Source organism: Peptoniphilus gorbachii (assembly GCF_016908115.1).
GTDB lineage: Bacteria > Bacillota > Clostridia > Tissierellales > Peptoniphilaceae > Peptoniphilus_A > Peptoniphilus_A gorbachii.
This window is the reverse complement of sequence record NZ_JAFBDH010000001.1, coordinates 429,605-441,175: the sequence shown is the minus strand read 5'-3', so window position 1 is coordinate 441,175 and position 11,571 is coordinate 429,605. Positions and strand designations below refer to the sequence as shown.

The 11,571-nt window shown below is 32.4% G+C and carries 15 protein-coding genes and 4 tRNA genes; all 19 read left to right on the top strand.

Translation table 11 applies throughout. From position 1 onward, the window contains the following. Positions 1-6 precede the first annotated feature (6 nt). A tRNA-Tyr gene (locus JOD41_RS02115) sits at positions 7-92 on the top strand. A 28-nt stretch (positions 93-120) separates the two neighbouring features. Further along, positions 121-195, top strand: a tRNA-Gly gene (locus JOD41_RS02110). Between the two features lie 9 nt (positions 196-204). After that, a tRNA-Arg gene (locus JOD41_RS02105) sits at positions 205-281 on the top strand. A gap of 42 nt (positions 282-323) precedes the next feature. After that, positions 324-410, top strand: a tRNA-Leu gene (locus JOD41_RS02100). Between the two features lie 176 nt (positions 411-586). Beyond that, the gene (gene prfB, locus JOD41_RS02095) at positions 587-1,702 is read left to right on the top strand and encodes a peptide chain release factor 2 (RefSeq protein WP_205051391.1); all 1,116 of its coding nucleotides are present in this window, start codon (positions 587-589) and stop codon (positions 1,700-1,702) included. A gap of 7 nt (positions 1,703-1,709) precedes the next feature. Next, positions 1,710-2,414, top strand: coding sequence for an orotidine-5'-phosphate decarboxylase (gene pyrF / locus JOD41_RS02090; RefSeq protein ID WP_205051390.1), 705 nt, complete (start codon positions 1,710-1,712; stop codon positions 2,412-2,414). Then, the gene (gene pyrE, locus JOD41_RS02085; protein ID WP_239540865.1) at positions 2,414-3,043 is read left to right on the top strand and encodes an orotate phosphoribosyltransferase; all 630 of its coding nucleotides are present in this window, start codon (positions 2,414-2,416) and stop codon (positions 3,041-3,043) included. The genes pyrF and pyrE overlap by 1 nt, the downstream gene beginning before the upstream one ends. Positions 3,044-3,094: 51 nt before the next feature. Continuing rightward, on the top strand, positions 3,095-3,475 hold the full coding sequence (locus tag JOD41_RS02080; RefSeq protein ID WP_205051389.1) for a YkvA family protein: 381 nt from the start codon (positions 3,095-3,097) through the stop codon (positions 3,473-3,475). Beyond that, positions 3,447-4,064 carry a DNA-3-methyladenine glycosylase gene (locus JOD41_RS02075; protein WP_205051388.1) on the top strand — a complete coding sequence of 206 codons (618 nt, stop codon included), beginning with the start codon at positions 3,447-3,449 and terminating at the stop codon, positions 4,062-4,064. Before JOD41_RS02080 ends, JOD41_RS02075 begins: the two co-directional genes overlap by 29 nt. A gap of 53 nt (positions 4,065-4,117) precedes the next feature. Further along, complete coding sequence (locus tag JOD41_RS02070) at positions 4,118-4,945, top strand: energy-coupling factor transporter ATPase (RefSeq protein ID WP_205051387.1); 828 nt, start codon at positions 4,118-4,120, stop codon at positions 4,943-4,945. Beyond that, entirely contained in the window at positions 4,933-5,799 is an 867-nt protein-coding gene (locus tag JOD41_RS02065; protein WP_205051386.1) for an energy-coupling factor transporter ATPase, read from the top strand. Before JOD41_RS02070 ends, JOD41_RS02065 begins: the two co-directional genes overlap by 13 nt. Continuing rightward, on the top strand, positions 5,792-6,589 hold the full coding sequence (locus JOD41_RS02060; RefSeq protein ID WP_205051385.1) for an energy-coupling factor transporter transmembrane component T family protein: 798 nt from the start codon (positions 5,792-5,794) through the stop codon (positions 6,587-6,589). Before JOD41_RS02065 ends, JOD41_RS02060 begins: the two co-directional genes overlap by 8 nt. Continuing rightward, complete coding sequence (gene truA, locus JOD41_RS02055) at positions 6,586-7,317, top strand: tRNA pseudouridine(38-40) synthase TruA (RefSeq protein ID WP_205051384.1); 732 nt, start codon at positions 6,586-6,588, stop codon at positions 7,315-7,317. Before JOD41_RS02060 ends, truA begins: the two co-directional genes overlap by 4 nt. Positions 7,318-7,462: 145 nt before the next feature. Continuing rightward, a complete protein-coding gene (locus tag JOD41_RS02050; protein WP_205051383.1) occupies positions 7,463-7,849 on the top strand; it encodes an Asp23/Gls24 family envelope stress response protein in 387 nt (128 codons plus the stop codon). Beyond that, the gene (nusB, locus tag JOD41_RS02045; protein ID WP_205051382.1) at positions 7,846-8,244 is read left to right on the top strand and encodes a transcription antitermination factor NusB; all 399 of its coding nucleotides are present in this window, start codon (positions 7,846-7,848) and stop codon (positions 8,242-8,244) included. Before JOD41_RS02050 ends, nusB begins: the two co-directional genes overlap by 4 nt. Position 8,245: 1 nt before the next feature. Further along, positions 8,246-9,697, top strand: coding sequence for an exodeoxyribonuclease VII large subunit (gene xseA / locus JOD41_RS02040; RefSeq protein ID WP_205051381.1), 1,452 nt, complete (start codon positions 8,246-8,248; stop codon positions 9,695-9,697). Beyond that, positions 9,698-9,922, top strand: coding sequence for an exodeoxyribonuclease VII small subunit (xseB, locus tag JOD41_RS02035; RefSeq protein WP_205051380.1), 225 nt, complete (start codon positions 9,698-9,700; stop codon positions 9,920-9,922). Beyond that, a complete protein-coding gene (locus tag JOD41_RS02030; protein WP_205051379.1) occupies positions 9,906-10,769 on the top strand; it encodes a polyprenyl synthetase family protein in 864 nt (287 codons plus the stop codon). The genes xseB and JOD41_RS02030 overlap by 17 nt, the downstream gene beginning before the upstream one ends. Further along, the gene (locus tag JOD41_RS02025; protein WP_205051378.1) at positions 10,769-11,569 is read left to right on the top strand and encodes a TlyA family RNA methyltransferase; all 801 of its coding nucleotides are present in this window, start codon (positions 10,769-10,771) and stop codon (positions 11,567-11,569) included. Before JOD41_RS02030 ends, JOD41_RS02025 begins: the two co-directional genes overlap by 1 nt. The last annotated feature ends 2 nt before the right edge of the window (positions 11,570-11,571 follow it).

The following is an 11,571-nucleotide window of genomic DNA, read 5'->3' as shown; positions in this document are numbered from 1 at the left end:
TTATATGGAGGAGTTCCCGAGTTGGCCAAAGGGGACGGACTGTAAATCCGTTAGCTTAGCTTTCAGTGGTTCAAATCCACTCTCCTCCACCATTTTAAATTTAATAAAAAAACTATTTATGCGGATGTGGCTCAGTGGTAGAGCATCGCCTTGCCAAGGCGAGGGTCGCGAGTTCGAATCTCGTCATCCGCTCCATTTTTTTATGTATCCTTAGCTCAGCTGGATAGAGCGTCTGGCTACGGACCAGAAGGCCGGGGGTTCGAATCCTCTAGGATACGCCAGGAAAAACTTGTAATTTTATATTACAAGCTTTTTTGTTTTATGCAGGAGTGCTGGAATAGGCAGACAGGCATGTTTGAGGGGCATGTGCGAGAAATCGCGTGAGGGTTCAAGTCCCTCTTTCTGCACCAGAAAATCTACTTAACTTTTGTTAGGTAGTTTTTTTATGCAATTTTTTAAAAATTTAGGACTTAAACTTTATGTAATGTGAAAAATTTTTAAATAAAAGTCCTTTGAAAGACAAAAATATTAGTGAGATTAAGACATCTGTGATATACTAAGATAAGCAAAATAAAGGAGGATTTTTATGGAGCAAAATGTCTATTTAGATAAAGAGCGCCTGGAAAATTCCAAAAATACTACTAAGGCTTTGGGAGATTCTCTTGAGATTGATTCTCTTAAAGAAAAAGTTGTTGAACTTAATAAAAAACAAATGGAACCAGGTTTTTGGGACGATAATGAAGCTGCCCAAAAAGTTATAAATGAAACAAATTCATATCAAAGGAAGATAGATCAATACGACGAGTTAAATGAACTAATAACAGATGCTGAGGATCTTATTGCATTAATGGAAATTGAGGAAGATTATTCTTCTTATTCTGATTTTCAAGCTGTAGTTGATGAGATTGAAAAGAAAACTGCTGAATTTAAGTTAAATACTCTTTTAAATGGCGAGTACGATTCACACAATGCTATTCTTTCCATTCACGCTGGTGCTGGTGGTACAGAGGCACAAGATTGGGCGAGTATGCTTCTTAGAATGTACACTAGATATGCTGAAAATAAGGGCTTTAAAGTTGAGACTCTTGACCTTTTAAAAGAAGATGAAGCAGGTATTAAGTCTGTTACTCTAAGAATTTCTGGCGATAATGCCTATGGTTATTTAAAAGGGGAAAAGGGCGTGCACAGACTTGTAAGAATTTCTCCTTTTGATTCTAACAAGAGAAGGCACACTTCCTTTTCTTCTGTTGATGTCTTTCCAGAACTTGACGATGACAATGAAGTTGAAATAAAGGAAGAAGAGTTAAAGATTGACACTTACAGATCTTCTGGTGCTGGTGGTCAACACGTAAACACTACTGACTCTGCTGTTAGAATCACGCATATTCCTACTGGTATTGTTGTTCAATGTCAAAATGAAAGAAGTCAAATTCAAAATAGAGAAAAGGCAATGAATATGTTAAAGGCAAAGCTTATTGCCCTTGCTGAAGAAGAAAAGAAGGAAAAAATCGAAGATCTTCAAGGAAATTATTCACAAATTGCATGGGGTTCTCAAATTAGGTCTTATGTATTCCAACCTTACACTATGGTTAAAGATCACAGAACTAATGTAGATGTTGGTGATGTTGAAAAAGTAATGGACGGAGATTTAGATACTTTTATTAATGCCTATTTGCAAAATATGGCGACTACAGAAAGCTGAGGTTAAAATGGCAAAGGATGTAATTATTGCTCTTGATTTTCCAAGTGGCGAAATAGCTCTTGATTTTTTAAAAAATTTTAAGGATGAAAAAGTTTATGTAAAAGTTGGAATGGAACTTTTTTATAAGGAAGGTCCAAGTATTATAAATGAAATAAAAAAACTAGGACACAAAATATTTTTGGATTTAAAAATTCACGACATTCCAAACACTTGTAAGGGTGCCACAAATTCTCTCATTTCGCTTGACGTTGATATGATAAACTACCACATAGCTGGCGGCAAAAAAATGTTAAGTGAGGCAAGTGATATTGTTAATAGAGAAAAGCCTGAAATGATAACTCTTGGCGTAACTATGCTTACTTCAACTGACGAAGAAGTTATGCATAATGAACTTAAAATTGATAGAAAAAAATCCCTTAATGAAGTTGTACTTGATTATGCAAATCTTGCCAAAGATGCTAATTTATCAGGCATAGTTTGTTCAGCACTTGAAGTTCCAAAGATAAAAGAAAATCTAGGAGAAAAGTTTATTACAGTTACTCCTGGAATTAGAAAAGTTAAGGACACTGATGATCAAAAGAGAGTTGTAACTCCAAGTGAAGCAAGAGACTTAGGGTCTGACTATATCGTTGTTGGAAGACCTATTACAAAAGCAGAAGATCCATTAAAGGAATATAAAGAAATTAAAAGAGACTTTTTAGGAGGAGAATAATGCGAGAAATTGCAAAAATTTTATTAAAATTAAAGGCTGTAACACTTTCTCCAGAAGACCCTTATACTTGGGCATCTGGCATAAAATCTCCTATTTATTGCGATAATAGACTTACTCTTTCTTATCCAGAAGACAGAAAAGTTGTAGAAAATGGTCTTGTTAATTTAATTAAAGAAAAGTTTTCTGATGCAGAATATATAATGGGAACAGCAACTGCAGGAATACCTCATGCTGCTATTATTGCTGATAAATTGAACCTTCCTATGGGATTTGTTAGATCATCTAATAAGGACCATGGCAAGCAAAACAAAATTGAAGGTGCAAAAATTCCTGGAGCAAAGGTTGTTGTAATTGAAGACTTATTTTCAACTGGTGGCTCATCAATTGAAGCTGCGAAAGCATTGGTAGAAGAAGATTACGATGTTCTTGGAATTGTTTCTATTTTCACCTACAACATGAAATCTGCTACTGAAAATTTTAAGGCTGCAGGATTTAAACATGAATCTTTAACAAATTTTGATGAACTAATAGAAGTTGCTCATGAAATGAACTATATCAAGGAAAGTGAAATTCTTAAATTACAAACTTTTAGAGATAATCCCAAAGATTCATCATGGATGAATGTTTGATCTACTTTTTGGGTAAAGAAAAAGTGAAATTCAAACTTAGGGGAAAAAAAGTTGAATTATTATAAAACTTTAAGAAAGATACTTCCTTATGCCAATCAAGTCTTTAAAAATAAAGACAGATTAAATAAAGTTGTCGAGCAGTCAATGTCTAAGACCAATAAACTTGAACTTTTTAAAAAGATTTCTCGTGAACTAAAACTTGCTTTTGGGCTTGTGATTGACTATTCAAAAGGAAACTACAGAGATGTCAAGAAAAAGGATATTTTATTAATTATTGCTGGGATTTTATATTTATTAAATCCAGCTGACATTGTTCCAGATTTTATTTTATTTTTTGGATTTTTTGACGATTTAAGTGTCCTAACTTACATCATAAAAAAACTTGACAGGGAATTGGAAAAATATGACCAGTGGAAAAATTTTAGAAAGTAATTTTTTCAAAAGAGATACTGTTGAAGTTGCAAAAAATTTATTAGGCAAGAAAATTATCAGAAACATTTCTGGTAATTTTTTCTGTGCAAAAATTGTGGAAACTGAAGCTTATATTGGACTTGAAGATAGGGCATGTCACTCTTATGGCGGAAATATTACAAAGAGAAATGAAATTTTATATAAAGAGGGCGGTACAATTTATGTCTACTTGATTTATGGAATGTATAATCTCTTAAATATTGTTACAAAAAATGAAAATGATCCAGAGGCAGTTCTTATTAGGGCAGTGGAGCCAATTGAAAATATAGACGCTATGTCTTTAAATAGATTCGGGAAGATTTATAAAGATCTTTCTAGCTATCAAAAGAAAAATCTTACAAATGGACCAGGTAAACTTACTATAGCTATGGGAATTGATAGAGCTTTAAATGGCAAAATTCTTTCTCAAGACTATCTTTATATAGAAGAAGGCGAAGATGTAAGAAATATTATTGAGACTAAGAGGATTGGCATCGATTATGCAGGAGAAGACGCAAATCTTCCTCTGAGATTTTACATAGAGGATAACCACTATGTCTCAGTAAAATAATGTAGATTTTTGTTAAGTTATCATTTATAATAGGTTAACATAAAGGTGATAAAATGATTAGCATAAAAAATTTGTCTTTTAAATATGATTATGAAGACGAAAATGCAAAACAAATTTTAAAAGATATAGATTTAGAAATAAAGGAAGGCGAGTTCCTTGCTCTACTTGGACACAATGGTTCAGGTAAGTCAACTCTTGCAAAACTAATAAATGGACTCTTAATCCCTGGTGAGGGAGATGTTCTTGTAGATGGAATGAATACGAAAAATGAAGAGGAAATTTGGGATATAAGGCGCAATGCAGGTATGGTTTTTCAAAATCCTGATAACCAATTAGTTGCAACTATTGTTGAAGATGAAGTTGCCTTTGGTCCAGAAAATCTTGGAATTGAACCAGCTGAAATAAGAAAGAGAGTGGATAAGGCTCTTGAAGATGTTGGCATGACTGATTACAAAAAAAATGCTCCCCATCTTTTATCTGGCGGACAAAAGCAAAGAGTTGCCATAGCAGGAATACTTGCAATGAGTCCAAAATATATTATTTTAGACGAGCCAACTGCCATGCTTGATCCCAGTGGAAGACGAGAAGTAATTGACACTTTAGTGAAGTTAAATAAGGAAGAAAATAAAACTATTATCCTAATCACTCACTACATGGAAGAAGCTGCAATTAGCGATAGAGTAGTTGTTATGGAAGATGGAAATATTGTTCTAAGTGGAAAACCTAGAGAAGTTTTTTCTCAAGTGGAAGAAATTAAAAAATTGGGACTTGATGTTCCACAAGTAACAGAACTTGCACATGAACTAAAAAAAGATGGTATTGAAATTTCTACAGAAGTTTTAAACATCGAAGAAATGGTGAAGGAAATATGTCACTTATAGAGATAAATAATTTAACACATATTTACAGTGAAGGTCTTCCCTTTGAGAAAAGGGCAATTGATGATATAAATTTAAAAATTGAAGAGAATGAATTTATAGGACTAATTGGCCATACTGGATCTGGAAAATCAACTTTTATTCAACATTTAAATGGACTTTTAAAGCCAAGCAGTGGAGAAATAATTCTTGATGGAATGAAAGTTAATAAATCCAGTTCAAACTTAACTGAACTTAGGAAAAAAATTGGGCTAGTTTTTCAATATCCTGAGCACCAACTTTTTGAAGAGACTATAGAAAGAGATATTGCCTTTGGACCTGGAAATTTAGATTTATCTGAAGAAGAGGTTTTAAATAGAGTGAAGTCCTCTATGGATTCAGTTGGTCTTGACTATGAAACTTATAAGGACAAATCTCCCTTTGAACTTTCTGGCGGCTTAAAGAGAAGAGTTGCCATAGCAGGAGTTCTTGCCATGGAGCCAAAAGTTCTCATATTAGATGAACCAACGGCAGGACTTGACCCAAGAGGTCGCGATGAAATACTTAGTGAAATAAAAAACATTCATGAAAAGAGAAAAATAACTGTTATTTTAGTTTCCCACTCTATGGAAGATGTGGCAAAAATTGCTGAGAGAATTATAGTTATGGACAAGGGAAAAGTATTTTTGGACTCTAATCCAAGAGAAATTTTTAGAAATGAAGACAAACTTCTATCAGTTGGACTTGGCATCCCTCAAATAACTTCCCTTATGAGAGCTTTAAAGAAAAAGGGATTAGATATTAACGAAGATTCAATAACGGTGGAAGAAGCTAAGGAGTCTTTGATAAAATATTTGAGAGGTGTTTCTCATGTTTAAAGATATAACAATTGGACAATACTTTCCTGGAGAAACTCTAGTTCATAAATATGACCCAAAATTAAAGATGCTTACAATGATACTTTTTATAGCATCACTATTTTTTATTGATTCAGTATTTATGTATTTGCCAGTGGTAATTTATTTGATGTTAATTATTTTTAATGCAAAATTACCTATTGGCTTAGTTCTTCGTGGACTTAAACCTCTTAAATGGATAATACTCGTTACCTTTATAATAAACTTATTTTTTACACCAGGCGAGGCTATATATACTTTTGGAATTTTAAAAATTTCACAAGAAGGAATTGATCTTTCAGTTTTTATGGGAATAAGACTTGTTTTATTAGTTCTTGGTACGTCCTTATTAACTTATACAACTTCACCAATTGAACTTACAGATGGAATCGAGTCACTCTTAAGACCCTTTAGAAAAATTGGGGTTCCAAGTCACGAAATTGCAATGATGATGACAATTGCCCTTAGATTTATTCCAACACTAATCGAAGAAACTGACAAAATTATGAAGGCACAAATGGCAAGAGGGGCAGATTTTGAATCTGGAAATCTCATAAAGCGTGCAAAAAATTTGGTGCCACTTCTTGTTCCTTTATTTATAAATTCCTTTAGAAGGGCAGAAGAACTTGCAACAGCAATGGAGGCAAGGTGTTACAGAGGTGGAGATGGCAGAACAAAAATGAATGCATCAAAAATTGTTAAGAAAGATGTAATTATTTTTCTTGGAAATATAATATTTTTTGCAGCAATAATTTTGGTTTCAAAACTATGAATATACTTATAAAAATAACCTATGACGGTACAAATTTTCATGGTTTTCAAAGTCAGCCTGATGAGAGAACTGTGGAAGGGGAATTAAATAAGGGTCTTGCAAAAACTTTAAAGGAAGAAGTAAAAGTTTTTTACGCAGGAAGAACTGACAGAGGAGTTCACGCTCTTGGTCAATATGCGAATTTTTATTCAGATACAACAATTGATATAGGAAATCTTCCTAAAGTTATAAATTATAATTTGCCGGAGGATGTTTCTGTTGTTGCTGCAAAATTTGTGCCAGAAGATTTTCATGCAAGATACGATGCAAAATTAAAAAAATATCGCTATGTCATTCATAGATCTCGCTACAGAAATTCTCTTCTTTTAAATAGAGCCTACGAGTATCCCTATGAAGTTGACCCTGATAGAATGAGAAAGGCTCTTTCATATTTACTTGGCGAGCACGATTTTAATTCTTTTATGGGAAAGGGGGCTGTTGTAAAAGACTCTATAAGGACAATTGAGAGAATTGACGTTATAGAAGATGGGGATTTTTTGTATCTTGATTTTGTGGCAAAAGCCTTTTTAAAAAATATGATACGAATTGTTACTGGGACTGCCCTTGAAATTGGAAGAGGACAAAGAGAAATTGAATACATGAAAGAAGCTTTAGAAAAGAAAAAAAGAAAGGCTTCAGGACCGACAGCGCCAGCCTGTGGACTATACTTAGTAGATGTTAAGTATTAGCCCAGGGGCTTTTTTATTTTAGAAAAATTTTATTTAGCAAAAAATTTTCAAAAAAATCTTATCTTTAAAGTGCGGCAAAGTGCAATAAATTGATAATATATGAAGTATTTGGTATAATTATTTTAGTTAATTTGGAGGTGTAATAGTGGATAATAAATATCTTGTTAATGGTAATGAGGCAGATGGTAAAGTTAAGATTTCTGAAGATGTTATCGCTACAGTTGCATCAGTTGCAGCTGAAAGTGTTGATGGCATTGTAAAAGTTGGTTCAAACTTTAAGTCTCAAGTTACTGACATTTTAAATACAAAAAACTTCAATAGAGGAGTCAAAGTAAATATTGGCGAAAGAGAAACTATTGTAGATGTATATGTTACTATTGAGTACGGAATAAAAATCGTTGAAGTTTCTGAAAAGGTGCAAGCACAAGTTAAGGAAGCTATTGAAAATATGACAGACTTTGATGTTGTTGAAGTTAATGTTCACATTTCAGGCATCGCTGTTAAAAATTCTGAAAAGACGATTGTAAAATGAGTAGAAAAAAAGCAAGAATAGGTGCCATGCAGGCACTCTTTTCTATGGATATAAATAAGGATTTTTCTCTAGACAGTTTAAATTTATTTATGGAAAATAATCACTTTCTAGGTGATGAGGTTGACTATATTAATAGGGTAGTGCCAGATATTTTAAAAAACCTTGAAACTGTTGATGAGACAATTGAAAAGAATTTAAAGGGCTGGACTATGGCAAGGCTTGCCAAGGTGGATAGGCAAATTTTAAGAATTGCTGTCTATGAATTTTTATTTAAAGATGATATTCCACCAGAGGTTTCTATAAACGAAGCTGTGGACATTGCAAGGCAATATAGTTCTGATGATGCTCCTAAATTTATAAACGGAATTTTGGGAACAATTTATAGGAGTTTTTAATTTGGCTAAAGCTGCTTTTAATGTAAGTGAACTTAATAGTTACATCAAAAAGCTAATCTCAATGGATTATATTTTAAGAGATATTAACATCACTGGAGAAGTCACAAATTTAAATGTGCATAGTAATGGCAATATTTATTTTTCTCTAAAGGACCAGTATGCAAGAATTGATGCTATGGCAAGTAGAGATGATGTAAATATTCAATTATTTGACGGTGCCAAGGTCATGGCTAAGGGCACTGTCACTTATTATGATAGAAGTGGAAGGATTTTTTTATATGTCAGTGAAATTGAGCTTGATGGCAGGGGAAATCTCTACCAAAAATATTTGGAGTTAAAGGAAAAACTTTCCAAGGAAGGACTTTTTGATCCTTCTCACAAGAAAAAGATTAAGCGCTACCCATCTTCTATTGGGCTTATTACTTCTACAAGTGGAGCAGCCATAAAAGATGTTATAAATCTTTTTAGAAAGAGAAATAAAAGCTCAGACATTTATGTTTTTCCAAGTCTTGTTCAAGGAGAATCTGCTAGCGCAAATTTAATTCGTGGAATAAAATACTTTAATGAAAAAGAAAAAGTTGACACAATAATTATTGCTCGTGGTGGAGGAAATTTTGAAGATTTATTTGTCTTTAATGATGAGAATCTAGCAAGAGAAATTTTTGCCTCAAATATTCCTATTATTTCTGCAGTTGGTCATGAAGTTGACTTTACAATATGTGATTTTGTAGCAGATTTAAGGGCAGCAACGCCAACAAATGCAGCTGAGCTTTCAACTATTAGTGAAGATGAGCTAAAAGACTATCTTTTAAAAAAGAAAGTTGAGCTAAATAATTTAATTGAGAAAAGACTAAACCTGAGTCGCTTTAAACTTCTTTCGATATACAAAAATATTTCTCTAAAAAATCAATTTTACAAGATAAATTCTATGACAAGAGACCTCTTGTATAGGGAAACTTTATTAAATAACTCTATGAAAAAAATTTTGCAGGGACATTCTTATGAACTTCAAAATAAAAAATTTTACTTGCAGAATTTTAAGTTAAATAAGTCTAAGGAAATAGAAAATTATTCCTATAGACTAAAAAATATTTCTGTAAAATTATCTTCAAAAATCAGCAAAAATAGAGAAAATCTAAACTTTAATAGAAAACTTTTATCTTATTATTTTAAAACAAAGATCAATGATGAATTTAAAAAGTTTAAAGCCTATGAAAAATTTATTTTGGATTATGATTTAGATGATAGATTAAAAAACGAAAGAGACAGGCTAAAATATTTAAACATAAGATTAAAATCTGCCTTTGATAAAATAAATAAAATTGAAATACTTACTGAAGATGGTCAAGAGTTAAAAGCTGCCAAAGATGCTAGGCTTGGAGAAATTATTTCTCTTAAATTTAAAGATGGAAATATTAAATCTAAGGTTCAAAATGTGGAAATGAGGGATTAAATGCAAAGAGATTACGAAAGTTCTTTTAGAGAGCTTGAAAAAATAATAAAGGAACTTGAGTCTAAGGACATTAGTCTTGAAGATTCCATAAAAAAATACGAGGAAGGCATCGAACTTTACAAGTATCTTAACAACACTTTAAAGGAATACGAAGGTAAGATTAAAACTATTGCAGAAGAAAATTCTGAATTTATTGAGGATAAAAAAGATGACAGATATAGATAACCTACTAGAAAAATTTAATAATTATTTGAGTTCCTTGCTTGACTATGACAAAAGTTTACAACACAAAGTTATTGATTCTATAAAATATTCACTATTTTCTGGTGGAAAGAGAATTAGACCTATGCTAACTATTTTGACTTACAAAGAGTTTTCTAAGGAAGATGATTCTTTAGATACAATTCTTCCCTTTGCAGCTGCAATTGAAATGATACATACTTATTCTCTAATTCACGATGATCTTCCTGCAATGGATGATGATGATTTTAGAAGAGAAAAGCCAACTAATCACAAGGTTTACACAGAAGGAATTGCAATTTTAGCAGGCGATGGGCTCTTAAATATGTCTATGGAAATTCTCCTTAGACACATTGAAAACCTTGAAGACAAGGATGAATTAAAGCGTGCAATTAGGGCAATGAAATATATTTATAATGCCACTGGAGTAAATGGTATGATTGGCGGTCAAACTATTGATATAGATTTTAACTTAGAGGACTATACAGAAGATACTTGCGAAAATATGTACAAATTAAAAACTGGTGCTCTAATAAAGGCATCTGTTGTAGTTGGTGGTATTTTGGCAGGAGTTGAAGCAGATAATATTACAAAACTTGCAAAGTTTGGAGAAAATATTGGCCTTGCTTATCAATTTGAAGATGACCTACTTGATGAAGAAAAAGATCCCGACAGTGGCGAAATAAATATGCTTTTCTTTAAGGAAAAAGAAGAATTAAAAAATGAAATTATTGATCTTACTAATTCTTCTTATGAAGCCCTTGAAGGACTTGATCTCAAAGATAATTTACTAAAAAGTTTTGTTGCAAAATTAATAAATAGGAGCAGATAATGGCTAAGAAACGCGCAGATGTTTTATTAGTTGAAAAGGGTTTAATTGATTCAAGAGAAAAAGCCAAGAGATTAATAATGGAAGGCAAGGTTTTTATTGGCACTGAAAGAGTGGAAAAGCCTGGAATGCAATTAAAAGAAGATGTAAAAATTTATATCAAGGGCTTAGAAGACACTTTTGTATCAAGAGGCGGCCATAAGCTTGAAAAGATGATTGACGACTATGACATAAATTTATTGGATGCTGTCTGCGTTGATATAGGTGCATCAACTGGTGGATTTACTCACTGCATGTTAAAGCATGGCGCAAAAAAAGTTTATGCCATTGATGTTGGTTACAATCAGCTTGACTACAGACTTAGGATGGATGAGCGTGTTGTATCTCTTGAGAGAACTAATATAAGATATTTTGACAGAGAATTAATTTCTGAAGAAGTTGATTTTATTTCCATTGATGTTTCCTTTATCTCCCTTGAATTAGTTCTTCCCGTTGCAAAGGAAATTTGTGGAGAAAGGGGAAAAATTGTCGCCCTTATAAAGCCACAGTTTGAAGCTGGCAAAGGGAAAGTTGGAAAAGGTGGCATTGTAAGAGATAAAAAAGTACATATTGAAGTTATTGAAAAGATAATAAAACTTGCAGAAGATTTAGATTTAAATATTATGGCTCTTACAAATTCTCCAATTAAGGGCACAAGTGGCAATATTGAATTTTTAATTTACTTGTCAAATGATTTAGAAAATAGTGAAAATTTTGATGCAAGTGAAATAGTAAATAAGGCTTATGAAAGTTTAAATGATTAGGT

Bases quoted from the DNA above. Each gene is read 5' to 3' on its own strand.
- prfB (WP_205051391.1), top strand. From the start codon at position 587: ATGGAGCAAAATGTCTATTTAGATAAAGAGCGCCTGGAAAATTCCAAA.
- pyrF (WP_205051390.1), top strand. From the start codon at position 1,710: ATGGCAAAGGATGTAATTATTGCTCTTGATTTTCCAAGTGGCGAAATA.
- pyrE (WP_239540865.1), top strand. From the start codon at position 2,414: ATGCGAGAAATTGCAAAAATTTTATTAAAATTAAAGGCTGTAACACTT.
- JOD41_RS02075 (WP_205051388.1), top strand. From the start codon at position 3,447: ATGACCAGTGGAAAAATTTTAGAAAGTAATTTTTTCAAAAGAGATACT.
- JOD41_RS02070 (WP_205051387.1), top strand. From the start codon at position 4,118: ATGATTAGCATAAAAAATTTGTCTTTTAAATATGATTATGAAGACGAA.
- JOD41_RS02065 (WP_205051386.1), top strand. From the start codon at position 4,933: ATGTCACTTATAGAGATAAATAATTTAACACATATTTACAGTGAAGGT.
- JOD41_RS02060 (WP_205051385.1), top strand. From the start codon at position 5,792: ATGTTTAAAGATATAACAATTGGACAATACTTTCCTGGAGAAACTCTA.
- truA (WP_205051384.1), top strand. From the start codon at position 6,586: ATGAATATACTTATAAAAATAACCTATGACGGTACAAATTTTCATGGT.
- nusB (WP_205051382.1), top strand. From the start codon at position 7,846: ATGAGTAGAAAAAAAGCAAGAATAGGTGCCATGCAGGCACTCTTTTCT.
- xseB (WP_205051380.1), top strand. From the start codon at position 9,698: ATGCAAAGAGATTACGAAAGTTCTTTTAGAGAGCTTGAAAAAATAATA.
- JOD41_RS02030 (WP_205051379.1), top strand. From the start codon at position 9,906: ATGACAGATATAGATAACCTACTAGAAAAATTTAATAATTATTTGAGT.
- JOD41_RS02025 (WP_205051378.1), top strand. From the start codon at position 10,769: ATGGCTAAGAAACGCGCAGATGTTTTATTAGTTGAAAAGGGTTTAATT.